This window comes from Rhizorhapis suberifaciens, from assembly GCF_014200045.1.
Taxonomy (GTDB): domain Bacteria; phylum Pseudomonadota; class Alphaproteobacteria; order Sphingomonadales; family Sphingomonadaceae; genus Rhizorhapis; species Rhizorhapis suberifaciens.
This window is the reverse complement of sequence record NZ_JACHOV010000002.1, coordinates 81,490-104,710: the sequence shown is the minus strand read 5'-3', so window position 1 is coordinate 104,710 and position 23,221 is coordinate 81,490. Positions and strand designations below refer to the sequence as shown.

At 59.2% G+C, this 23,221-nt stretch carries 24 protein-coding genes; 14 read left to right on the top strand and 10 right to left on the bottom strand.

Annotated features, from left to right (window positions below; all coding sequences use genetic code 11):
• Positions 1-12: 12 nt before the first annotated feature.
• Positions 13-1,326 carry a LysR family transcriptional regulator gene (locus HNQ99_RS02735; RefSeq protein WP_246414376.1) on the bottom strand — a complete coding sequence of 438 codons (1,314 nt, stop codon included), beginning with the start codon at positions 1,324-1,326 and terminating at the stop codon, positions 13-15.
• Positions 1,327-1,348: 22 nt separating this feature from the next.
• On the opposite strand from HNQ99_RS02735, the gene ligK reads away from it, so the two are divergent.
• The 3 genes from ligK to HNQ99_RS02720 are packed head-to-tail and all read left to right on the top strand — an operon-like array spanning position 1,349 to position 4,055.
• Positions 1,349-2,023, top strand: coding sequence for a 4-carboxy-4-hydroxy-2-oxoadipate aldolase/oxaloacetate decarboxylase (ligK, locus tag HNQ99_RS02730; protein ID WP_184474124.1), 675 nt, complete (start codon positions 1,349-1,351; stop codon positions 2,021-2,023).
• Between the two features lie 55 nt (positions 2,024-2,078).
• Positions 2,079-3,137 carry a 4-oxalomesaconate tautomerase gene (locus HNQ99_RS02725; protein WP_184474123.1) on the top strand — a complete coding sequence of 353 codons (1,059 nt, stop codon included), beginning with the start codon at positions 2,079-2,081 and terminating at the stop codon, positions 3,135-3,137.
• Between the two features lie 48 nt (positions 3,138-3,185).
• The gene (locus tag HNQ99_RS02720) at positions 3,186-4,055 is read left to right on the top strand and encodes an amidohydrolase family protein (protein ID WP_184474122.1); all 870 of its coding nucleotides are present in this window, start codon (positions 3,186-3,188) and stop codon (positions 4,053-4,055) included.
• Between the two features lie 238 nt (positions 4,056-4,293).
• On the opposite strand, the gene HNQ99_RS02715 is transcribed toward HNQ99_RS02720, so the two are convergent.
• Positions 4,294-5,043, bottom strand: a complete 750-nt coding sequence (locus HNQ99_RS02715) for a TlyA family RNA methyltransferase (protein WP_184474121.1) — start codon at positions 5,041-5,043, stop codon at positions 4,294-4,296.
• On the bottom strand, positions 5,036-7,096 hold the full coding sequence (locus HNQ99_RS02710) for a protein-disulfide reductase DsbD family protein (protein WP_184474120.1): 2,061 nt from the start codon (positions 7,094-7,096) through the stop codon (positions 5,036-5,038). Before HNQ99_RS02710 ends, HNQ99_RS02715 begins: the two co-directional genes overlap by 8 nt.
• A 91-nt stretch (positions 7,097-7,187) precedes the next feature.
• Here HNQ99_RS02710 and HNQ99_RS02705 point away from each other — a divergent pair, with 91 nt between their 5' ends.
• Together HNQ99_RS02705 and HNQ99_RS02700 are read left to right on the top strand one after the other, a co-directional pair.
• On the top strand, positions 7,188-8,804 hold the full coding sequence (locus HNQ99_RS02705) for an alkaline phosphatase family protein (protein WP_184474389.1): 1,617 nt from the start codon (positions 7,188-7,190) through the stop codon (positions 8,802-8,804).
• 118 nt (positions 8,805-8,922) lie between these two features.
• A complete protein-coding gene (locus tag HNQ99_RS02700; RefSeq protein WP_184474119.1) occupies positions 8,923-9,630 on the top strand; it encodes a response regulator transcription factor in 708 nt (235 codons plus the stop codon).
• 102 nt (positions 9,631-9,732) lie between these two features.
• Here HNQ99_RS02700 and HNQ99_RS02695 read toward each other — a convergent pair whose 3' ends face one another.
• From HNQ99_RS02695 to petA, 3 genes are read right to left on the bottom strand one after another with little or no spacing between them, the layout of a single operon-like run.
• The gene (locus tag HNQ99_RS02695) at positions 9,733-10,575 is read right to left on the bottom strand and encodes a cytochrome c1 (RefSeq protein ID WP_184474118.1); all 843 of its coding nucleotides are present in this window, start codon (positions 10,573-10,575) and stop codon (positions 9,733-9,735) included.
• A 14-nt stretch (positions 10,576-10,589) separates the two neighbouring features.
• Entirely contained in the window at positions 10,590-11,885 is a 1,296-nt protein-coding gene (locus tag HNQ99_RS02690) for a cytochrome b (protein ID WP_184474117.1), read from the bottom strand.
• Positions 11,886-11,896: 11 nt separating this feature from the next.
• Positions 11,897-12,460 carry a ubiquinol-cytochrome c reductase iron-sulfur subunit gene (petA, locus tag HNQ99_RS02685; RefSeq protein WP_184474116.1) on the bottom strand — a complete coding sequence of 188 codons (564 nt, stop codon included), beginning with the start codon at positions 12,458-12,460 and terminating at the stop codon, positions 11,897-11,899.
• A 191-nt stretch (positions 12,461-12,651) separates the two neighbouring features.
• On the opposite strand from petA, the gene HNQ99_RS02680 reads away from it, so the two are divergent.
• The 3 genes from HNQ99_RS02680 to HNQ99_RS02670 all read left to right on the top strand — a co-directional run bounded on the left by HNQ99_RS02680 (position 12,652) and on the right by HNQ99_RS02670 (position 14,610).
• The gene (locus HNQ99_RS02680; RefSeq protein WP_184474115.1) at positions 12,652-13,110 is read left to right on the top strand and encodes a tRNA (cytidine(34)-2'-O)-methyltransferase; all 459 of its coding nucleotides are present in this window, start codon (positions 12,652-12,654) and stop codon (positions 13,108-13,110) included.
• Positions 13,107-13,955 carry an oxygen-dependent coproporphyrinogen oxidase gene (gene hemF / locus HNQ99_RS02675; protein WP_184474114.1) on the top strand — a complete coding sequence of 283 codons (849 nt, stop codon included), beginning with the start codon at positions 13,107-13,109 and terminating at the stop codon, positions 13,953-13,955. Before HNQ99_RS02680 ends, hemF begins: the two co-directional genes overlap by 4 nt.
• A gap of 64 nt (positions 13,956-14,019) precedes the next feature.
• Positions 14,020-14,610 carry a GNAT family N-acetyltransferase gene (locus HNQ99_RS02670; protein WP_184474113.1) on the top strand — a complete coding sequence of 197 codons (591 nt, stop codon included), beginning with the start codon at positions 14,020-14,022 and terminating at the stop codon, positions 14,608-14,610.
• 30 nt (positions 14,611-14,640) lie between these two features.
• Here the strand turns inward: HNQ99_RS02670 and HNQ99_RS02665 are convergent, their stop codons facing one another.
• Positions 14,641-15,426: a hypothetical protein gene (locus tag HNQ99_RS02665; protein ID WP_184474112.1), complete on the bottom strand. Its 786-nt coding sequence runs from the start codon at positions 15,424-15,426 to the stop codon at positions 14,641-14,643.
• Positions 15,427-15,523: 97 nt separating this feature from the next.
• Here HNQ99_RS02665 and lipB point away from each other — a divergent pair, with 97 nt between their 5' ends.
• The 4 genes from lipB to HNQ99_RS02645 all read left to right on the top strand — a co-directional run bounded on the left by lipB (position 15,524) and on the right by HNQ99_RS02645 (position 18,355).
• The gene (lipB, locus tag HNQ99_RS02660) at positions 15,524-16,186 is read left to right on the top strand and encodes a lipoyl(octanoyl) transferase LipB (protein WP_184474111.1); all 663 of its coding nucleotides are present in this window, start codon (positions 15,524-15,526) and stop codon (positions 16,184-16,186) included.
• Positions 16,187-16,277: 91 nt separating this feature from the next.
• Positions 16,278-16,571, top strand: a complete 294-nt coding sequence (locus HNQ99_RS02655) for a hypothetical protein (protein ID WP_246414375.1) — start codon at positions 16,278-16,280, stop codon at positions 16,569-16,571.
• Positions 16,572-16,616: 45 nt separating this feature from the next.
• The gene (locus HNQ99_RS02650) at positions 16,617-17,330 is read left to right on the top strand and encodes a hypothetical protein (RefSeq protein WP_184474110.1); all 714 of its coding nucleotides are present in this window, start codon (positions 16,617-16,619) and stop codon (positions 17,328-17,330) included.
• A 161-nt stretch (positions 17,331-17,491) separates the two neighbouring features.
• Positions 17,492-18,355 carry a methyltransferase domain-containing protein gene (locus HNQ99_RS02645; RefSeq protein WP_184474109.1) on the top strand — a complete coding sequence of 288 codons (864 nt, stop codon included), beginning with the start codon at positions 17,492-17,494 and terminating at the stop codon, positions 18,353-18,355.
• A 17-nt stretch (positions 18,356-18,372) separates the two neighbouring features.
• Here the strand turns inward: HNQ99_RS02645 and HNQ99_RS02640 are convergent, their stop codons facing one another.
• Positions 18,373-19,272, bottom strand: a complete 900-nt coding sequence (locus HNQ99_RS02640; protein WP_184474108.1) for a prephenate dehydratase — start codon at positions 19,270-19,272, stop codon at positions 18,373-18,375.
• 139 nt (positions 19,273-19,411) lie between these two features.
• Here HNQ99_RS02640 and HNQ99_RS02635 point away from each other — a divergent pair, with 139 nt between their 5' ends.
• The gene (locus tag HNQ99_RS02635; protein ID WP_184474107.1) at positions 19,412-20,050 is read left to right on the top strand and encodes a c-type cytochrome; all 639 of its coding nucleotides are present in this window, start codon (positions 19,412-19,414) and stop codon (positions 20,048-20,050) included.
• An 11-nt stretch (positions 20,051-20,061) separates the two neighbouring features.
• Entirely contained in the window at positions 20,062-20,661 is a 600-nt protein-coding gene (locus tag HNQ99_RS02630; protein WP_184474106.1) for a GNAT family N-acetyltransferase, read from the top strand.
• A gap of 42 nt (positions 20,662-20,703) precedes the next feature.
• Here HNQ99_RS02630 and HNQ99_RS02625 read toward each other — a convergent pair whose 3' ends face one another.
• Positions 20,704-22,332 (bottom strand): ATP-binding protein, encoded by a 1,629-nt coding sequence (locus tag HNQ99_RS02625; protein WP_246414447.1) that lies wholly within the window; start codon positions 22,330-22,332, stop codon positions 20,704-20,706.
• A 140-nt stretch (positions 22,333-22,472) separates the two neighbouring features.
• The gene (locus HNQ99_RS02620) at positions 22,473-23,204 is read right to left on the bottom strand and encodes a TIGR02186 family protein (protein ID WP_184474387.1); all 732 of its coding nucleotides are present in this window, start codon (positions 23,202-23,204) and stop codon (positions 22,473-22,475) included.
• Positions 23,205-23,221: the final 17 nt, after the last annotated feature.

Genomic DNA, 23,221 nt, shown 5'->3' with positions numbered 1-23,221 from the left:
ATCGCCGCACTGTCAGCTGGGGCCTGCTTGATTGTCATCTCTAATGGTCTTTTCAACCTCTTGAAGGAATTCTGCCTGCAGACCCGTTGGTTGCCAGCCCGCGCGGATAGTGACGCCAATCGGCCTGCTGGTGCCAGGCAATGGGGCGCCGATAGTCGCTATAAGCCCGCTTTCCGCATCGCGAGCGATCTGATCGGGGCTAAGCAGCGTCAGATAATCGCCCTCCTGCAACAAAGAGCGTATCGCAAGTACAGAGCTACAACTGACAGGAGCCTTGGGCGGATCAACATTCGCACTTACGAACATCTTCTCCCACAGCCGCCGCATAGGCGTGCCGCTCCGCGCGATCACCCAGGGAAAGCCAGCCAGCGCTTCCACGGTCGGCACGTCTCTGCCCGCAAGCGGGTGACCAGCGCGCGCCGCTATTACCAAATGATCGTCGTACAGCCGCCGCTGCTCCACATCCTTACCAGGTTCCGGATAGCGGAGCGCCCCTATAAGGAAGTCCAAGTCCCCGTCGCGGAGTTGCTCGATCAGTTCGGCATGAGGTCCGTCGACAATGTCGATGCGCACGTCAGGATGGACCGCATGGAAGCGCGCGATAACCTTGGGGATCAGCTTCGCCCGAGCGAGCGGCATCGCACCGACCGCAATGCGGCCGACGGCCGCACCGCCAAGTGCGGCGATTTCGAACAGGCCCGACTGCAGTTCGGTACGGGCCAGGCGAAACGCGCGAACGATGGTGCGTCCAGCATTCGTAATCGCCACCCCCCGTCCCCGCCGCACGAAAAGCGTAAGGCCGCTGGCGGTTTCCAGTTCGCGCACCGCACGATGCAGAGACGGTTGGGACAGACCCGTCGCCGCGCTGGCGCTGATATAGCTGCCAGCATCGGCCAAAGCGATGAGCGCGCGGAGTTGCGCCATGGTGACGAGCCGGTCAGCTTCTACGAAGCCACCCATGGCCGCTCCGCCTCTCGCCGCTCGAAAACCCGCAGCGAGGTTAACCATGGCTTTGTCCACTCTAGCGCACAGGATCGCTCCGGACTGTGTCGGCGTCATGCCATCGGTGCGCCGCTCGAAAAGAGGACGGCCAAGCTGTTGTTCCAGTCGCGCCATGCCCTGGGTCAGCGCCGGTTGCGAGAGGTTGATCGCCTGCGCGGCCGCGCTGACGCTCCCGAGCCGGCATATCGCGGCGAGCGCTCGCAAATGCCGGATATTGAGACTCCAAAGCTGCATCAAGCGGTTATAGCAAAAACTTATGGCTGTGCCGATATTCGAAATTGCCTTGACCAGTTCCCGCGCCCACTGTGCCCCCAACTGTTTCAATCAGACACATGAGAGGCGAGCCATGGCCGGTACAGTCGTGCAGAATATTGAACGCGCCGACATGAGCGTCGTCGACGGGCTGGCCAGATGCGGCGTGTCCACAGTGCATGAAGCGCAGGGTCGCACCGGCCTGCTGGCGTCCTATATGCGGCCGATTTACGCCGGCGCACGCATCGCTGGATCAGCTGTTACCATCTCCGCCCCTCCAGGGGACAACTGGATGTTGCATGTGGCGATCGAGCAGCTGAGGGAAGGAGACATCATCGTCCTGGCCCCGACCAGCCCTTGCACCGACGGCTATTTCGGCGACCTGCTCGCGACATCTGCCCAAGCTCGTGGCTGCCGCGGGCTGGTGATCGACGCAGGCGTCCGGGATGTGAGGGATCTCAAGCAGATGAATTTCCCGGTGTGGTCAAAAGCGGTGCATGCGCAAGGTACGATCAAGGCCACCCTGGGTTCGGCGAACATACCGATTATATGTGCCAACGCCCTCATCAACGCAGGGGATGTTGTGATCGCAGACGATGACGGTGTGTGCGTAGTGCCCCGCGCCAATGCCGCCGCCGTACTGGAAAAGGCGCAGGCTCGCGAGGCCAATGAAGAGGTTAAGCGGCAGCGGCTGGCGGCCGGAGAGCTGGGCCTCGATATTTATGACATGCGCGGAAAGCTCGCCGAAATGGGGCTGAAATATGTGTAGAGCCGCAAGCTGCTTGCCGCTGGCGCCAAGCGGAACCGTGGAACGGGGTTAGGTCATGGCGAATATTTCCGGAACGCCTTGCTTCTGGATGCGGGGCGGCACATCCAAAGGGGGATATTTCCTGAAGGAAGACCTGCCTTCGGAAACAGAAGTTCGTGACAATCTGCTGCTACATATTATGGGCTCCCCCGATCCGCGGCAGATCGACGGGTTGGGAGGCGCCGATCCACTCACCAGCAAGGTGGCGGTGGTAAGCAAGTCCGAACGGGAAGGGATCGACGTCGACTATCTGTTCCTGCAGGTATTTGTCGATCAAGCGATTGTCAGCGACGCGCAAAATTGCGGGAACATCCTTGCTGGCATTGGTCCCTTTGCCATTGAGAGGGGACTGGTGAAGGCGGAGGAAGGCGAAACCAGAGTCTCCATCTTCATGGAAAATACCGGCCAGGTCGCCGTGGCGACTGTCCAAACCCCTGCGGGTGAAGTGACCTATGAGGGCGAGGCGCGCATTGATGGGGTGCCCGGCAGCTCAGCGCCCATTCCCCTGGAATTCCGCGATACGGCAGGATCGAGCTGCGGCGCATTGCTGCCGACGGGCAATGCATTTGACGAAGTCAACGGCGTTCGCGTCACGTTGATCGACAACGGCATGCCTTGCGTGGTCATGAAGGCGGAGGATCTCGGCGTCACCGGCTATGAAAGCCGCGATGAACTGGATAACGCGGTGGAGTTGAAAGCAACGATAGAAGCCATTCGTTTGGCCGTTGGAGAACGGATGAACCTGGGTGATGTCAGCAGCAAGTCCGTCCCCAAAATGATGCTGGTCGCTCCTCCGCGTAACGGCGGCGCGGTAACCGCCCGCAGCTTCATTCCACATCGCGCACATGCCAGCATCGGGGTGCTTGGCGCGGTCAGCGTGGCCACCGCCTGCCTCATTGAAGGGTCTCCTGCGGCGGAGGTCGCTTCGGTACCGCAGGGCACGCGCAAGACGCTGTCCGTGGAACATCCCACCGGCGAGACCACCTGCGTCATGGAAATGGACGATGCGGGCAATGTGGCAAGTGCGGCCATGCTGCGGACGGCGCGGAAGCTGTTCGACGGAGTGGTATTTTAGAAGCTGCACCCCGGCTGAAGCCGGACTTTTCTTGGAGAGCTGAAACATATGTCGCGGATCATCAGCTGGGTCGCGGAAGCCCGGAAGCCCCATTATGTTCCTCCGGTCGGCGCCATCGATGCCCATTGCCATGTTTTTGGGCCAGAGGCGCAGTTCCCCTTCTCACCCAAAGCCAAATATCATCCGGAAGATGCCGGTCCGGAAATGCTGTTCGCCCTACGGGACCGCCTGGGGTTCGACCGCAATGTCATCGTCCAGGCAAGTTGTCACGGCACCGACAATGCCGCCACCTTGAACGCCATTGCCAGGTCAAACGGCAAGGCGCGGGGTGTCGCTGTTGTGGATCCGGCTATCAGCGATGAAGAGCTGCAAGCGCTGCACGAAGGCGGCGTTCGCGGCGTGCGCTTCAATTTTCTAAAGCGGCTGGTCGACAATGCTCCCAAAGATAAGTTTCTAGAAATCGCCCGGCGGATCAAGCCGCTTGGTTGGCATGTCGTCGTTTATTTCGAAGCGGATATTCTGGAAGAGCTGATCCCCTTTCTGGAAGCAATTCCGACGATCGTCGTGGTCGATCATATGGGCCGCCCTTCCATGAACCAGGGTCCGGATGGGGCGGAGATTTCTGCCTTCAAGCGGCTGCTGGACGAGCATCCCAATATCTGGGCCAAGGTCACCTGTCCCGATCGGCTGTCGTCGCAAGGCTATCCCTGGGACGATTTCGTGGAGGTGGTCCGGCCGATAGTCGAGCGCTATTCCGACCGGGTGCTTTGGGGCACGGATTGGCCCCATCCCAATATGCAAAATGACATCCCCGATGACGGCCATCTGGTGGACGTGATCCCAAGGATCGCGGTTACGGCCCAATTGCAGCGCAAGTTGCTGATCGACAATCCGGAGCGGCTATACTGGGCCGACTGAGCCTGCGACTCCTTACAGCGTCGCACTTAATGAAGATTTCCGTTCGGCCCCAAGACCTCGACTGCCGGAAAGGCAGGCGCTCGGGATAGATATTGGTTGAAGACAAAGAGAGCCAGCTCAGCGCAATGTGCAAGAGACATTGACTTAGACAGATGTGTCTCGACTCCGCTCGACACGGACGGGTAGTGATGCAGATTAATCGCACTACTTAAATGACGATTACCGTCGGCAGCAAGAATCATCCTGCCAGGCATTGGGGTCCCGTGGCAGCGATCAGGAACTCGATATTGCCTTCGGGGCCGGTGATCGGACTTTCTACAATATCGACCACGCTCCAGCCCATCTTCGTCAGCCATTCGCGTATTTCGGCGCATACGCGCGCGTGAATAGCGGGATCGCGGACGACACCGCCCTTCCCAACTTCAGAGCGCCCGGCTTCGAACTGCGGTTTGATAAGCGCGATCAGACGCGCCTGTGATGTTGCGAAACTGAGCGGACGTTCCAGAACCTTGCTCAACGAGATGAAGCTCGCATCGCAGACGATCAGGTCGATGGGTTCCGGAATATGATCGCTGGTCAGAATACGGGCGCTGGTCTGTTCATGTACGATTACCCTGGCATCCTGGCGCAGCTTCCAGGCCAATTGGTTGGTGCCGCTGTCCACGGCATAGACCCGAGCGGCTCCTTTGGTCAGCAGCACATCGGTAAAACCCCCGGTGGAACTGCCGACATCCATCGCCACCGCTCCGGCCACGTCCCACCCCAGATGATCGAGCGCATGCGCCAGTTTGATGCCGCCGCGCGACACCCAGGGGTGATCGCGTCCACGCAATTCCAGTGGCGCTTCCTCCGGCAATTGCTGTCCAGCCTTGTCGACTTTGCGATCACCGGAATAGACCAAGCCCGCCAATATCACGGCCTGCGCCCGGGATCGGCTTTCCACCAGCCCCCGGTCGACGAGCATCTGATCTGCGCGCTGTTTAGCCACGGGCGAGGCCGCCCAACAGCGAAGGCGTCAATATCTGGGGCAGCACTTGCGCATCCTTACCGGGCACGTACCACAGATATAGCGGGACCCCGGATCGGCCATGTTTCTCCAGGAAACGGCCGATATCAGCGTCGCCATTGGTCCAGTCGCCGACCATCACCTTCACCCCCGCCTTTGCGAAGGCGTCGATGACCTCTTGGCGGTCGATGGCCGCGGCTTCGTTAGCCTTGCAGGTAAGGCACCAGTCCGCGGTGAAATAAAGAAACACCGGCCCTTGTCGGCGCAGGGTTGCGAGCTTGGCTTCGTTGAAGGGTTCGGCCGACTGCTCGGCAACCGAAACTGTGACGCCCTGACGTCCCGGCAGCGCGACCAAACTTATGCCAAGCACCAACAGAATGGCGGTAGCGAAAAGCGGTCCATGTCGGGCATTCCTCCGCTGACGAACGCCGAGCCACCACAGCAATAATCCGGCAAACACGGCCATGGCGATGCCAGCCGTCATTCCTGCTGTCCCTGTCTGCCGTCCCAGCAGCCAAAGCAGCGCCAAACCAGTGGCGAACATCGGCACCGACAATATGCGCCGAAGAGTTTCCATCCATGCACCAGGCTTGGGCAGCCTGCCGCGAAGGGCCGGAATAAAGGCGATCAGCAGAAATGGCAGGGCAAGTCCGACGCCCAGTCCGGCAAAGATCGCGAGCGCAGCCGCAACTGGAAGCACCAGAGCCGCTCCCAAAGCGGCACCCATGAACGGTCCAGTGCAGGGCGTCGCTACAAAAGCGGCAAGCGCGCCGGTCCAAAAAGACCCGGCGGCGCCCCCTTGGGCGGTAAGGTGACTGCCCGCCCCGACATTTCGCAATTCGAACAAGCCCGCCAAATTGAGCGCGATGGCTGTCACCAGCAGCAGCAGCAGCAGGATGATACGGGGATCCTGAAGCTGGAACGCCCAACCCACGGCCGCTCCGCTTGCCCTAAGGCCAATCAACGCGCCGCCAAGTGCCAGGCAGATTGTGACGGCTCCAGCCGCGTAGGCCAGGGAATCGCGCCGGACAATTCGCTCATCGCCGCCCGCCTTGGCCAATTTCAAGGCTTTGAGGCTCAAGATCGGAAAAACGCAAGGCATGATGTTGAGCAGGAGACCGCCGAGCAGCGCTCCCCCCAACGCCAGGAAGACACTTCCTGCTTCGCCAACGCCTGGCGCTGTGCCGTTGCTTTCAGCCAACGGGATCCCTGTCGAGGGCACGCTTCCCGGAAGAACCGAGAGTAGAAGACCTTTATGTTTTCCGGTTTTTAATATGCCGGAGATTTTCTCCTGCGGGCCGCCCCCGGCCTTGGATTCCAAGACAAGCATGTCGCCATTGCGGGTGACCTTCTGCGGCGCGGAATAGGTTATTGCACCGTCGGTCAGCGGAAAGAAATAGGGTTCATCAACCGCGGCATCAGCCGGATAAGGTACGGCAAGCCGAAATATTCCGTCCTTGATGGCATAATGGGCTGGCGAACCAAGCGGGCGTGGCAGGCGTGAGCGATATTCATCAAATATCCCTCGCCGGTCTGAATCGACACGGCCGTCACCTACGATCAGGTTCAGCGCCATATCTCTCCGCTCGGGCACGCAAATCTGCCGTGTGCAGGACAACCATTCGCCGTGAACCTTGATCGGCAGGGCTTGGCCCGCCCTCCAATCATCAGGAATAGCAATATCCACAAGCAGCGCATAATCGGCCTCATAGACATAGTTCATGAGGCCAGAGATAATGAGTGTCTCCGGCACGGGATAGCGCAATGACCCTGTTTTCACCCCCTGCGGAATATCCCATTTGAGAGTCATACCCACGCCCGCGTCCCCCGGATTCTCCCAATAACCGTGCCATCCGGCTTTGGGCGTCATGACGAAGGCGAGCGTGACGATCTTGCCTGGAGCCGGCTGGTCGCTCTCCGCTACCAACCGCGCGGATATGTTTGGGCTAGTGTCTCTGGTGGGTAACTGCGCATGGGCAAAGGACGACGTCAGCGCCAGCGCGACTGTCATGAGGAAGAAATATAATAACCGCATGTGCCCCAGGATAATCTCTGCTGGTCCCGACTTGTCCGGTCTTGCTTATAGCCGCAAAAGGTCCACCTTCGCCAAGGAGTTATTCGTGCAGATCGTTCGGAGCCTCGCCCTCTTATTCCTGCTCATGACGTCCTTTCCCGTGATGGCCGCCGATGGTTCCCATCCAAAGCTCGTCGTGGCGATTTCCGTCGATCAATTTTCCGCTGATGTGTTTACTGAATATCGTCAACACTTCCGCGGCGGCTTCAAACGACTGCTGAGCCAAGGAGTGGTTTTCCCATCAGGATATCAGGGCCATGCGGCGACCGAAACATGCCCCGGCCATTCCACGATCCTGACGGGAGCCCGTCCTATGCGTACCGGAATCATCGCGAATAGCTGGTACGACTTGTCCACCAAACGGTCCGACAAGCTGATTTATTGCGCCGAAGACGAAAATCGGCCGGGCACCGATAGCACCAATTACATCGCATCACCCGTTCATCTGCGAGTAGCCACGCTGGGGGATCGCATGAAGAAGGCGGACCGGCGCACTCGGATAGTTGCGGTTGCTGGCAAGGACCGATCGGCATTGATGATGGCAGGCGGCCAAGCCGATCAGATTTGGTGGTGGGGCGGTCAAAAGTTCGTCACACTCGGAGGCCGGGCATCCAACGCCGTCGCTGAAAAGGCAAACGCAGCGGCGACTGCTCGCCTCGCGACGCCGCAACCGCCAATCGATCTACCCCAGCCATGCGGGGAACGGAACTACGCGGTTCAGGCAGGAAGCCGCACCGTCGGAACTGGCCGATTCGCCCGAGCCGCAGGCGATGCGAAGAGCTTCCGCGCATCACCCGAGCTTGATTCATCTACACTGGCTCTTGCGGCGGGATTTCGCGATGCGCTGAAGCTTGGCGAAGGAACGCAGACCGACTTGCTAATCATCGGCGCTTCCGCGACCGACTATGTCGGCCATGCCTATGGCACACAAGGCACGGAAATGTGCGGGCAACTCATGACCCTCGACCGAAATCTCGGCGAGTTCTTCGATAGCTTGGACAGTGCCGGCATTGACTATCTGGTTGTTCTGACTGCCGACCATGGCGGCCATGACTTACCGGAACGTAGCGTCACGAATGGGGCGCCGAGTGCCAAGCGGGTAGATGTTGCTCTTAACGCCGAAACCATTGGCAAGGCTATTGGAACCAGATTGGGGTTGGAAGATCAGTTGCTTTATGCCGATGGACCCAATGGCGACTATTATGTCAGCCGGTTGATCTCTGAGACGGAGCGACGAGTCGTCGCGAACGAAGCTGCCACCATGCTGAAAGCGCATCCGCAAGTGGTGGCGGTTTTCAGCCGGGATGAGCTGGCCGCTGCCCCGATGCCGAAAGGCCCGCCCGACAGCTGGCCCCTCTTGGAAAGGGCCCGCGCGTCCTTTGATGCGCAGCGATCGGGGGATCTTGTCGTTATGCTAAAACCATGGGTGACCCCCATCGCTATTCCCAAAACCAGCGTCGCCACTCATGGCAGCCCCTGGGACTATGATCGGCGCGTCCCGATCCTGTTCTGGCGCAAAGGCATCCGCCCCTTCGAGCAGCCGCTAGCTGTGGAGACGGCCGATATCATGCCTACCTTGGCGACACAGATCGGTTTGGCCGTTCCATCGGAGGAGATCGACGGCCGGTGCCTTGATCTGATCGCGGGAGAGGGCGACAGCTGCCGCTGATTCTGACCGGAGCTCGGTTCTGGATATATATCTGTCAATTCCGTAACAGTACGAGTAGCTTGGGTCCGCTAAACCGAGGATCGGTCCGGCCTGGGAACCATGCTCGATAGAAGGTGCAATGCGCGTAGCAATTGCAGACCAAGACCTGCAGACTGCTGGCAGGTTAAAGCAGTTCGTGGAGGAGATGGGGCATAATGCTATCGTCTTCACCTCCGGCGGACAGCTCATCACGCAGTTGCAGAGGGACGTTTTCGACCTGCTGATTTTGGGCTGGCGGCTTTCCGATCGCACTGGGCTGGAGGTTCTGCGGAGTACAACCAGCAACATTCCAACCGCCCCGCTGATCCTCATGGTCAATGACAGCGGCAATAACGAGGATGCTGCCGCTGCGCTGCATGGCGGAGCGGACGACTATGTCGTGCTGCCGGTGGATTCGGAGATTCTGCACGCCCGTATAGCGGCGCTGTTGCGACGGTCCGGCGGCAAGGACTTGCCAGCCAATGCTCCCCAACGCTTCGGCCCCTATTATTTTGATCCCAAACAATCCTGCGTTGAAATGAATGATCAGAAGGTGGTGTTGACTGCGAAGGAGTTCGCGTTGGCGATGCTATTCTTTCGGAATGCGGAGCGGGCATTATCGAGGCCTTATTTGTCGCAGATAATCTGGAATAAGATCGCGGGTCTGCCGTCGCGAACGTTGGACATGCATGTTTCGCGGATACGTTCAAAGCTGCGCCTGGGGCCGGAAAACGGCTTCAGGATCGTTACCATATTCGGCTATGGCTATCGGCTGGAACGGTGCGGAGAGGAGACGAGACGTCCCTGACGTCGCGCCTGTGACGCCACCCGGCGGCCAGCATTGTTGGAATTCGAAACAAGAAAGCCGGCGGTTTCCCGCCGGCTTTGCTTTCTCAATGCTTCATTTCACTCAGTGCTTCTTGTCAGCCCAGATGTTCCGATAGGACATATAGGCCAGGATCGTCGCGGCGATCAGGAAGAAGATCACAGCGACACCTGCACGATGCCGATTCTCCAGCTTCGGCTCGGCAGTCCAGGTAAGGAACGCCGCAACGTCCTTCGCCATCTGGCTCACGGTCGCTTTGGTTCCATCGGCATATGTGACCTGGCCATCGCCTGTCAGCGGCGGAGCCATCGCAAGGTTCAGGTTCGCGAAATAAGGGTTGTAGTGCAGCCCCTGCGGCGTCTTCACATCGGGGAACTTCTTCAGAAGTTCGGCAGGCTGTTGCTGATAACCGGTCAGCAACGAGTAGATATAGGCATTGCCGTGGTGCCGCGCCTTCGTCATCAAGGAAAGATCAGGCGGAACGGCGTTATTATTGGCCGCACGAGCAGCAACGTCATTGGCGAACGGCTGGGGGAAATAATCGGCAGGAACGGGTTTGCGGGTCGCAGGCTCACCGGTTTCCTCATTGACTGACGGCGTTTCAGCCGACCAGTTAGCGGCAATCGCCTTCACCTCAGCTTCATTATAGCCAAGCGCTTCGAGGTCACGGAAGGCCACCAGACGCAGCGAATGGCAGGCGGAACATACTTCCTTATAGACCTGAAAGCCGCGCTGCAGTTGTTGGCGGTCATAATGGCCGAAGGGCCCATCCGAAGCGAACGCCACTTCCTTGGGAGAAAGATGGAATTCATGCTCGGCCGTCGGAGCGGGCGGTTCGCTGACATAGTTTACCGCGCCGAAGACGAAGGAATAGAGCAGCATGCCCGAAAAGAAGATGCCGACAAGGGCAGCGAGTACGCGAACCATGTTTTCTATTCCCCTTATTCAGCCGGAACCGTGGCGGCTTTGCCACCCACGACCGTCTGGTCTTTCCCAAGCACTGCCTCAGTGATCGAACCAGGCAGCGGCAGCGGCCGTTCGATGGCGGAGATGACAGGCAGGATGATCAGGAAGTGTGCAAAATAATAAGCCGAGGCCAACTGACTGATCATTACGAACGGTTCCGCTGCAGGGGCGCCGCCGCAATAACCAAGGATCGCCACGTCCACGAGCAGCAGATAGAAAAACTGCTTGAACAGCGGGCGATAGCGGCCCGAACGGACCGGCGAGCGGTCAAGCCAGGGCAGGAAGAACAGCAGCAGGATCGATGCGAACATCGCCAGCACGCCGAGCAGCTTTGCAGGAATGAAGAAGAAGTCGAAAGTGAACGCACGCAGGATGGCGTAGAAAGGCCAGAAATACCATTCCGGAACGATGTGCGCCGGCGTCGAAAGCGGGTTGGCCGGAATATAGTTGTCCGGGTGACCCAGGAAATTCGGCGCGAAGAACAGCAGGATCGCAAAACCGATCAGCGCCACGCCCAGCCCGAAGCCATCCTTCGCCGTATAATAAGGGTGGAAAGGAACCGTATCCTGCGGCCCTTTCACGTCCACGCCGGTAGGGTTGCTGGAACCGGGAATGTGCAGCGCCCAGATGTGCAGAATGACAACTGCGGCGATAACAAATGGCAGCAGATAGTGGAGCGAGAAGAAGCGATTGAGCGAAGCGTTGCCGGGGGCAAAGCCGCCGAGCAGCCATGTCTGAATCGGTTCGCCAACGAACGGGATGGCGCCGAACAGGCCGGTAATGACCTTGGCGCCCCAGAAGCTCATCTGGCCCCAGGGAAGGACATAGCCCATGAAGGCTGTCGCCATCATCAGGAGGAAGATCACAAGGCCAAGCAGCCAAACCATCTCTCGTGGCGCCTTATATGATCCGAAGAACAGGCCACGGAAGAGGTGGATATAGACAACAATGAAGAAAAAGCTTGCCCCATTGGCGTGAGCGTAACGCAACATCCAGCCCGAATTCACGTCACGCATGATGTGTTCGACGCTGTCGAAGGCGACCCCCGCATTGGCCGCATAATGCATGGCAAGAATGATGCCGGTGACAATCTGCAGGCCAAGGAAGAAACCCGACAATACGCCGAAGTTCCACCAATAGTTCAGGTTCCGGGGAACCGGATAGCCCTTGCCCACGGCATTATAGACCATGCGCGGCAATGGCAGGCGGGAATCGATCCACTGCATGAGTGGATTCTTGGGGGTGTAATGCTCAGCCCAGGGAAAACTCATGATCTGTTACCTCAGCCTACCGTCACGACAGTGTCGGACGTGAACTTATATTCGGGCACTTCCAGATTCTTGGGTGCCGGGCCTTTGCGGACACGGGCCGCAGTGTCGTAGTGCGAACCGTGACATGGGCAGAAATAGCCGCCAAACTCACCCCGATTCTCACCCTCGCCCGCGCCCAGCGGCACACAGCCGAGGTGCGTGCAGACGCCCATGGTGATCAGCCACTGCTTCTTGCCCTCAACGGTGCGTTCTTCCAATGTCTGGGGATCGCGCAGGTCGCTGACCGCTACGGCATCCGCTTCCGCGATTTCCTTTGGCGTCAGGTGCCGAACGAAAAGCGGCTGACTGCGAAAGGTGGTCTTGATCGCCTGACCGGGCTGAATGGCGGAAATGTCCACCTCAGTCGATGCAAGCGCGAGCACGTCAGCACTCGGATTCATTTGATTCACCAGCGGCGGAATGACGGCGACCGCGCCGACGCCGGCGAAACTGACTGCCGCAATATTAATGAAGTCGCGGCGGCGGACCCCGCTTTCGGGGATTTCCACCGATTCACCATGATCAAGCGTTGTCATTCAACTGCCCTTGTCCCTTAACCCAGATCTTTGAAGTACGCTGAATTCCTGGCGAAAGTCAGTCACGCAGGCGCACTGTCCGCCAAAGTCCCCCGGCGGTTCGCGCGCCTGATAGCCTCGTATTGGCCCTTTTGCCAACATCAATTTGACTGGGCTGTGACAAATCGGGCGGCAGCAATTATGGGGGGACCATGCGCGTCGCCCTTTATCAGCCCGACATTGCGGGCAATACCGGTACCATCATCCGGCTTGCCGCCTGCTTCGGCGTACCGGTAGATATAATAGAGCCATGTGGCTTTCCCTTTTCCGACCGGCAGTTGAAACGGGCCGCCATGGACTATGCGAAGGCGGCGCAAATCGTACGCCGGCCCAATTTCGAGGCCTTTGCCCAGGCAATGCAAGAAGGAGGTCATCGCATCGTGCTATTGACCAGCAAAGGTGACGTCCGCTTGCCTGATGCCGAATTCCAAGTCGGCGATGTCCTGTTGCTGGGATCTGAAAGTGCGGGAGTTCCAGATGATGTGCATCAATATGCGGGATTGCGGATCAGGATACCGATGCAAATCGGACTTCGGTCCTTGAATATTGCCGTAGCAGCAGGCATCGCGCTGGGCGAGGCGTTACGACAGAAAGGGCTTTATCCGCCATGATCGAACTGGATGCAGAACAGCAAGCGGCGCGAAGCTGGTTCGAAAGCCTGCGGGATCGGATCTGCGCCGAATTCGAGGCAATCGAAAGGGAAGCCGGTAGTGAGGCAAGCTTTGACTATACGTCATGGCACCGCGAGGCGGAGGGTCTTGCCCCAGGCGAAGGCGGCGGTGGCGTGCGCGGGATCATGAAGGGTCAGGTGTTCGAGAAGGTCGGCGTCAATGTATCGACCGTCAGCGGCGCCTTTTCTCCTGAATTTGCCAAAAGCATCCACGGCGCTGATGAAAATCCGGCTTTTTTTGCCACTGGCATCAGCCTGGTGGCACATATGGCGAACCCGCATGCTCCGGCCGTGCATATGAATACCCGCTTCCTGGTGACCACGAAACGCTGGTTCGGCGGAGGGTCGGACCTCAACCCCCCGATTCCCTATGATAACGACACGGCTGACTTTCATGATGCGTTCCGCCAAGCATGCGACGCGCATGACGGCAGCCATTATCCCAGGTTCAAGAAATGGGCTGACGATTATTTCTTCGTTCCCCATCGCGGCGTCCACCGGGGCGTCGGAGGGATTTTCTACGACCATCTGGAAGGTGACTTCGACACCAATTTCGCCTTCACTCGCGATGTAGGCGAGGCGTTTTTGGCAATTTTTCCAGCAATTGTGCGGCGGCGCATGCATATGAGCTGGACCAGCGAGGAACGGCAGAAGCAGCTGGAATGGCGTGGCCGCTATGCCGAGTTCAACCTGATCTATGACCGGGGCACGACCTTCGGGCTGAAAACCGGAGGCAATGTGGATTCCATTTTGATGAGCCTGCCCCCACTCGCCGCCTGGAGCTGACGGTTGCCTGATTGGCGGATGTCCGTATCTCCATATAATATCATCCGGCGTTAGGAGCCGTGCCATGCCGTTGCGGGAGCTTGCGCCGAACCAGATTGCCACGATCGTCACCTCGCTGGAGATGCGGCAAAAACCCAAGCCCGCGCCCCTGCCTCATTCCCCGCTGACGCTGGTGCGCTGGCAAAAGCCCGAGGCTCGGAAATACCGCATATTGTTCCAGCGGGTCGGAGCGCCCTGGCTCTGGTTTTCCCGCCTCGTCATGAAGGATGAGGATCTACTGGCGATCATTCATGACGACAGGGTGGAGGTCTATGCCGTGACGGATCCCAAGGGTGTCGAAGTGGGGATGATAGAATTGGACTTCCGCCATGCCGGCCATTGCGAGCTGGCCTATTTTGGTCTGGTCCCCGAACTGGCAGGGCAAAAACATGGGCGCTGGATGATGGCGCAGGCGAATATGCTCGCCTGGCGCAAGGGCGTTGACCGATTCTGGGTGCATACGTGCACGCTGGACCATCCCTCCGCATTGGGCTTCTATCGTGCCTCGGGCTTCATTCCCTACCGGCGGCAGGTCGAGACTTTCGACGATCCGCGGCTGACGGGCGCTCTACCCAGGAACACCGCTCCGCACATCCCGATTCTGGGAGAGGAATAGGCGCTCGACAGGGACGATTTATACAAGCCCTTAGCTCGTCAATTGCCGATAGATGCGGCAGGTCATTACCAGATAGTAAACCTGAAGCACCGCATTCACCACCGCCACGGCAAGACCAGCGAGCAGCGTCGCGAGCGTAGTGCCGCCAATCAGGGTGCCCGCAATGCCAAAAAGGGAACGGGAAACGAGCTGAATCACGATCATCAGCATGATGAGCACGATGATGAAAGCGAGCAGCCGCCAGAACTGGCCCACTGTCAACTGCCATCCCTGCCGGATTGCTTCCTTTGGACCGACAGGTATGTCGATGATTACAGCGTTCAGCAGAATGAGGCGCACCGTTACGAAGAGCATGATCGGTGTCGCGAGCAGGATGACGAGCGACATGGCGGGACCCATGCCCATGGCCGCGGACAGTCCTCCCCCGACAATGGAAAGGATTAACAGGACACCCAGGAAGCCTAATATCAAGAGGATCGCCGCCCCCATCAGAACCGGCATTCGCTTCAGCGCCAATTGCAGAGCCTCGGCTACGCTTATTCCGGGACGCAGCGCAAGAGCATTGACGGCCAATATCCCGATCATGCTGATCAGCAGCACGACCAGCATCGCAAAAAGAAAACCGGGCGGCAATTGCGGCGCGTTGGTGGCCTCCTCCACCATACCCGCAGTGCGCAGTTCATCTGGCGCAAGCAGTTGAAGGACGACGGCCGGAAGGGCAAGGAAGACCAGCGCAACGGGGAACAGCAAAGTGCCCTCACGCTTCACGAAAGCGAGCGTTTCTTCCCAAGCCGTACCGATTGAAATTTGTGTCATTCCATTCCCTGTTTTGCTGTCCGTCCGCCAGCCAGCTGGTGCAGGACGAACGGCGATGGACCTTGATATGTCGTCCCTGGCAAGTCAAGGAAGTCCCATGACGACAGGTGGCAATATCGAATGGCGCGTGGATGAGGGACTTGTCCCCTATCCGGACGCATTGGCGGACATGGAGGAGCGGACGGCGGCCATCCATCTGGGGACCGCCAGCGAGCGGATCTGGTTGCTGCAGCATCCACCACTTTATACTGCAGGGACAAGTGCCGATCCTGCCGAACTTCTGGAAAAGCGCTTTCCCGTTTATGACGCGGGGCGCGGCGGGCGCTATACTTATCACGGTCCGGGGCAGCGTATCGGATATGTGCAGATCGATTTGGGGGCTCGCGGCAAGGATGTACGCAATTTTGTGCATAATCTGGAAGGCTGGGTGATTGCGGCGCTGGGCGAGTTCGGCGTGGCGGCGCGACGGGCGGAGGGACGGATCGGCATCTGGACCGACGCCCCCGACGGGCAGGAGGCCAAGATTGGCGCGATCGGCGTAAGGGTACGACGCTGGGTGACGCTTCATGGCTTTTCGGTCAACATCGATCCCGACCTGTCGCACTTTTCGGGCATCGTGCCGTGCGGTATCAGCGAATATCCCGTCACCAGCCTGGCCCAACTTGGCAAGCAGGCGCGCATAAAGGATTTCGATGCGGCGCTGAAGCGCCATTTTTCCGCGTTTTTGGCCGGACTCGGGCGGTGCCAAGCGTCAGCTTGAGCTAGGGTTGAGCCGGGGGTAAGATGTCTGCTTTACGTTCAAAAGGCGCGATCAGGGGGATCGCAGCGCACTATTCGGAGAGAATGAAAAAATGCCGGGTCACGCAACATATCTGCACTTCGTCGCCCTAGGGATGGCAGCGACAACATTGACTGCCTGCGGGGGCGGGAAAGATGAAGGCGAAAAAACGGTCGCTATGCGCGATATGGAGGTGGTGGATGGAACCACTTCCGACGCCATGACGGACATTGACGGTGTGCAGACCGAAGGCATCGCGCTTCCGCCCGCCGCCTCGGCCACGAAGCCGATCGCTCCCGCGACCGATACGAGCAATGCGACCGCCGAAAGCGAAGCAGATGATGAAGAGGCGGTGGCCGATCAGTGATCGGATCATTGTTCGAAACAGACAGGTTGATGAAGGAGCACGTGAATGAACCTCAGGAAAGCCGCGCGGCTGTGGGCGTTGTCGGCGGCGGGCGTGCTTGCGAGCGCGCCAATGCCGGCGTTCGCGCAGTTCTTCTGGAAGCCGGCCGACCTGAGTGGACCGGTGGTAGAGGGGAATGAGGCGGACCTGGGGTACGCCTTGCCGGGCGCCACCCCTGCGGAATACCGAGCGGCTTTGCTGTGGAACCTGCGAGCGGGGCTTAATGTGGCGGCGCTTCAATGCCAGTTCGAACCGACGCTACTGACACTTAGCAACTATAACTCTTTACTGGCGCACCATAAGGAAGAGCTGGCAAGTTCCTTCAAGACGCTTGGCGATTATTTCAAGCGGGTGCAGGGAAAGCGCGGGCAAATGGCGCTCGACCAATATGGCACGCGGATTTATCTGGGCTTTTCCACCGTACGGGCACAGCTCAACTTCTGTCAGACGGCGGCGTCGGTGGGCAGAGATGCGATTTTCGCTCCTCGAGGCATGCTTTATGACGTCGCTCGCAAACGGATGCGGGAACTGCGTAACAGCTTGGTGCCCCATGGCGAACAGGCATTTGGCAACCCCACCTATAATTACCGGGCGAACTTGCCCTCGCTGGACGAGAAGTGCTGGAAAAAATCAAAGCTGCGGCCGGATTGCCAAAAGGAATGGGACAGCCGGCTCAAGCTGGCGGCGCAGACCAGCGCCGCGTCACAGCCAATTCGCTGATATTCGTTTGAGGGCGTGCTCCCGCACGGAGCAGGACGTCGCTTTTCACCTGTCGTTCATCCCAAAAAGTCCGGCCTACTACGCATGAGTTAGGCGGACCGCCTTCTGCTGCATCTGCGAGCGTGGTAGCGTCGCCGCGCGGGGACCGGAGGGAGTCGAGGATGAGACAAGCCACCCTTTTTGCTGCCGGAATTGGAATGATGTTCCTCGCCTGGGGAAAACACGGGGTGAACAGCTATTCAACGCCTACCCCCTTCAACGCGGGCGATGAAGATCGGTCCGCGTCCCATGCAACCCGGATCGTCGATGAATGGACGGACTTTCTCACGCGCTATGCGGGTCACGCCTGGGAGGGGGAGGATGTGCTGGAGCTTGGCCCCGGTGGAACGCTGGGTACCGGAGCGCTGATCCTGATGCGTGGCGCGCGATCCTATCAGGCGGTGGACGCCTTTCCCCTCGCCGAACGCATCGATATGCACTTTTACGAAACGCTGCTGAATGGCGTGGACCAGAAGGAGCGGCTGCTGCAAGCTATAGACATGCGCGACAAGCCGCCTTTCACATATAGCGTCGATTCCAATTTCAGGGTGGATGTCGCGGCAGGGGAGAATCGATTCAGCCGTCTGGTAAGCTGCGCGGCGTTTGAACATTTCGACGATGTCAGCGACACGATCGCCCGAATGTCGCGCGTTGCACGGCCAGGCGCGGTTGCCTGCATCCGGGTTGATTTCAGCACCCATTCCCGCTGGCTGCGGGACAATGACCCCAATAATATCTACCGCTATCCCGACTGGCTATATTGGTCCCTGCCCTTCCCCGGCAAACCCAACCGGGTGCGGCCGGATGAGTTGATGCGGATGTTCGAGGCCCAGGGTTGGACGGACATCGAATTCCATCCAGTGCGCGTTGCAGCGCCAGAATATTGCAGCGAAGCCAATGGCAAGCTGGCCAAGGCTTTTAGAAGACCCGAGGCGCGAATGGAGGTTCTGAGCGGGATTATCATGGGACGGCGGGCGGATATGTAGTCGGGTTACGGGACCGTCTATTCCTGCGCCGTCGGACGTCCGCGCGCCTGCGGATAGGTGCCCAAAATTCTGACCCATTTGCTGTGGAACTTCAATTCTTCCAAAGCGCGGTCCACTGCAGGATTGCCGGGCGAACCTTCAATATCGCAGTAGAATTCCGTTGCAGCGAAGCTCGCGCCGCGTTGATAGCTTTCCAATTTGGTCATGTTGACGCCATTGGTCGCAAAACCGCCCATCGCCTTGTACAGTGCGGCCGGAACATTCTTCACCTCAAACAGGAACGTCGTCATCATCGGCCCATCGCCAAGCGGCTGACCCGCTTCCTTCGAAAGCACCACAAAGCGAGTCATGTTGTCGTGGCTGTCTTCGATATTCTCCTTACGGAGCTTCAGCCCGTATATATCAGCGGCAAGCCGTGGCGCGATCGCAGCCGATCCCGGCTCCCGCCGCTCCGCAACAAGCGCCGCCGCCCCCGCCGTGTCGGCATAGGTGATCGGCTGAATGTCGTTCTGCCGTAGATAATGGCGGCATTGACCCAGCGCCTGTTCATGGCTGATCGCGCTTTTTATCGGCCCATCGTCCACGCTCATCAGACAATGATGAATCGGCAGGAAATATTCGTCGACGATGCTAAGCCCGGATTCGGGCAGTAGGAAATGCATGTCGGCAACGCGTCCATGCAGCGAGTTTTCAATCGGGATTATGGCCCGACCCGCCCGCCCTTCCTGCACAGCATCGATGGCATCCTGGAATGAAAAGCAGGGGAACGCGATGCAATCGGGCGCGTAGCCCAAAGCCGCCAGATGGGAATTCGCGCCGGGCGCGCCCTGATAGGCGATGGCATTGGCCGGAGCGGCCTCCGCCTGCCTGGTCATGTCCTCGACGAGCCGCCGGGCGGGAAGGGGATAGTTTTCCATGGGTGAAGAGCGCTTAGGGGCAGATTGCCGTCATCGCAAGCACCGCTTGCGCGTTCGCATTTGCTTCATTAAGGGAGCGCCCTAAAGCGGAGGCGCCCTTGCGGGGCGCGCGGGGACTTTATCGGAGGAATACAGGCGCATGGACGATCGTTCCAATACCGTTGCTGGCTGGGTCTTGTTCGCGGGAATCATCGCGATGGGCGCGGGAATCGTTAGTGCGGAAGTTTTTCATACCGGCAGACCCGAAAAAATGGGCTACCCGATCGAGGGTGTTGAGGTTGAAGGCGGTGAAGGCGGATCCGGCCCGTCGATCGCCACCCTCCTCGCTACGGCCGATCCCGCCAAGGGCGAGGCGGTATTCAAAAAGTGTGTCGCCTGCCATACGGTCAACCAGGGCGGCGCCAACGGCATTGGGCCCAATCTCTATGCCACGGTCGGGAAGCCGCATGGCCATATGGCCGGCTTTGCATATTCCGACGCTCTGAAGAGCGTGCCCGGCAACTGGACATTCGACGCGCTGAACGAATGGCTGACCAGCCCCCGCAAATATGCGCCGGGGACCAAGATGACCTTCGCTGGGCTCGGAAATCCTGAAGACCGCGCCAATGTGATTGCCTATTTAAATGCACAGGGCTCGAACCTCCCGCTTCCAGCCGCTGACGCAGCCCCAGCTGCGGACAAGACGGCCGCTGCGGGTGAAGCCGGGGAAAACGCTGCTGTTCCAGACGAAGGTAAGGCTGCTCCAGCGGAAGGCAAAGCCGCTCCCGCCGCACATTAAGCCGGCGCGCGATGACCGCCGCGCCGGACATCAGCATTCGCAATTTGACGGGCGAGGCGCTAGCCGCCTCGCTCGATGCGCTTGCCGAACTGAGGATCGCCGTTTTTCGCGCCTTCCCTTATCTGTATGACGGCGACCGGACTTATGAGCAGAATTATCTGCGGGCCTATGCCGCCAGTCCGGACGCGATCATCGTTGGTGCATTTGACGATGACCGGCTGGTCGGGGCCGCCACAGCCGCGCCTATGGCCGACCATGCAGCGCCGTTCGCCGGACCGTTCGAGGCTCGTGGCTATGACATTTCACGGATCTTCTATTTCGGGGAATCAGTGCTGCTGCCGGAATATCGGGGGCATGGCATAGGCCACGCCTTTTTCGACAAGCGGGAAGGGCGAGCACGCGAATTGGGGTTTGCGCAGGCCAGCTTCTGCGCGGTCATCCGCCCGTTTGATCACGCAGCCCGTCCCGCGGATTATCGTCCGCTCGACAGCTTCTGGCGCAGGCGCGGCTTTTCGCCGGTCGATAGGCTGGTCGGGCAGTTTGCCTGGAAAGACGCCGGCGATGACGGGGAGAGCCAGCACGCCATGCAATTCTGGATGAAGACGCTGTAAGCTTCCGCTAGATGCTTGGCCGTCGTTTGGATCCCCACCAGCTCACCGCCCCTGGCTGCGCCAACGGGCGACGGTGCGTTCCAGAATTTCCGCTTCACCCCCGGTTTGCTGCCAAAGCTGAGTGAAAACCGGATCGCTCGAAGCCGGTCGCTTTTCTTCGGCCAGATTGTCGAGCGCTACACGAATGGGAATGGCGACACCTTCACCACAAATAATGCATTCGCGATTGCGGAGGGCCGGGATGCTGTCCAGAAAGCCACGCGCGCCTTCTGGCATGGCGGCCTTCACGAATTGCTGATCGCGGTCGTTGTTGAGACGCATGGCGATGATCGTACCGCATTGCGACAGCACGCCTTCCGCAAGGTCAGACGGGCGCTGAGTGATAAGCCCTAGCGACACGCCATATTTGCGGCCTTCCTTGGCAATCCGCTCCAATATTTTTCGCACCGCCTGACCGCCGCCCAAGGTGCTGCTGGGGATGTATCGATGCGCTTCTTCGCACACCAGCAGGATGGGACGCTGTGGCTCGTTGCGAGACCAGATCGCATAGTCGAACACCATGCGGGACAGCACCGCCACGACTACAGAAGTGATGTCCGACGGCATGGCCGACACATCGATGATAGAGATCGGCTTACCATCGCTCGGCAGGCGAAAGATCTTGGCCAGGAAGCTGGTCATTGTATCGCCGACCAGCATGCCGGAGAACATGAAATTATAGCGGGGGTCGGCCTTTAGCTCATCAATCTTGGATTTAAGGCGCATATAGGGCGTCGAGGTTGTACCCTTGTCGAGCTTGCCCATTTCATTCTGCAGAATGTTGGTGAGGTCCGACAACAAATAGGGAATTGGCGAATCCACGGTGATTCGGCCCATGCCCTCGGCAAGGCGGTTCTTTGAACGCGCCATCAGCAGGCATTTGGCTAGGATGTCGCAGTCCATGGTGCGCTCCGCGCCTTCGGACGTGACGAGGACCTCGCAATGCTCTTCGAAGTTCATCAACCAGTAGGGCATGGCCAGATTGTTGACATCGTAAAGCGCGCCATTGCCTTTGAACGCCGCGCTATATTCGCCGTGCGGGTCGATCATGACGATATGGCCCTGGGGCGCAAGGTCGCAAATCTTGTGCAGGATGAGCGCAGCGGAGGTCGACTTACCCGTACCGGTGGAACCCAGCAGCGCGAAATGCTTGCCGAGCATCGCATCGACATAGAGAGCGCCGCGGGTGTCACGTGTGGGATAGACCGTACCGATCTCCACATTGGCGCGGTCATCGGCGGCATAGATCTGCCGCATGTCCGCACTGGCAACGGGATAGATTTCCGTGCCCGGCGTCGGGTAACGAGTGACGCCTCGACGAAATTTGTAGATTTTGCCGGTGAGGCGTTCCTCATCGCCTTCGCCCAGGAAATCGATGTCCGCAACGATCAGGCCTTCGACACGCCGATCCATTATCAAGGATCGGACATTGGCAATCAGCCAAGTTGAACCCACGCGCATCTTGACCTGACTGCCCACCTGCCCGGCCATGGCGATGCAGGGATCGGGATCGGCGGCGAACTGGTTGAGGATGGCGGAATCAATCAGCACCTGTGAGCTGGAGCCGGCAATCTGGAACAGCGTACCCATGGCAATACCATTGACCGGTGATCCAAGATTGGTGGGCACCATTGACGGAGGCGCAAGTTGGGCTTCCCTGAATTGGCCTGCGCTGCTCATATCATTCATGAAAACCTCGTTACGGAACCTCCGGAGGGACATGAAGCTAGACGCAATCCGTAAAGATTGGATTGACCGGCCTATGTGGGCAGCTACTTCCGCCGGAAAGCATATCCCGCTACAGTTCCGAGGGCGAGCGCGAAGCCCGTCGCGGTCAACCCGTAGAGAAAAGACCAGTCTTCCGCCGCGGTAGCAACGAACCGCTCAAAGCCCGACTTTCGAATGTCAATCTCGCGCACTGCCGCGGCCAGTACCCGGCCATCCTGAATCAGGAAAGTTTCCGCCGTATAGGTGCCGACGATCACGCGCGCCGGCAGGGGCAAGCGGGCGCGATAAAGTACTCCGTCCGTGATCTCAACCGTCCCGGGCTCCTCCACATAAAGGCCTGAGCGGCGGCGCAGATCGACAAGCCCCGCCTGAAATCGTTCGATCTCGTCAGTCACATTGAGCGAGGATGGCGACAGCTGGATATTACGGACGCCCAGCTCATATATGGCCGCCGTTCGTTCATCGACGATCTCGTCCACCGGACGGGAAGAGGCCATGGCGAAATAGGAGGGAGCAGAACGGAAGTGAGCGCTGGCGGCGTTGACCCAGACGCCCGCAACCTTCTGCTTTTCGCGCATGGTGATCGACTGGACGGGACCTTTGAGAACCACCACGATGTCGGCATGATCCCGGAGCGGACGTCCATCAGGATACACGATAGCGCCGAACAGCAACAGTTCCGCCCCCGTAAAGCTGTATTGGATTTCCACAGAACGTTGCGACACATCGGGCACGAGCATTGGCTTCGACGCCCCGCCGAGCATCAGGAGCAGCATCGGCAACAGGAAAATGA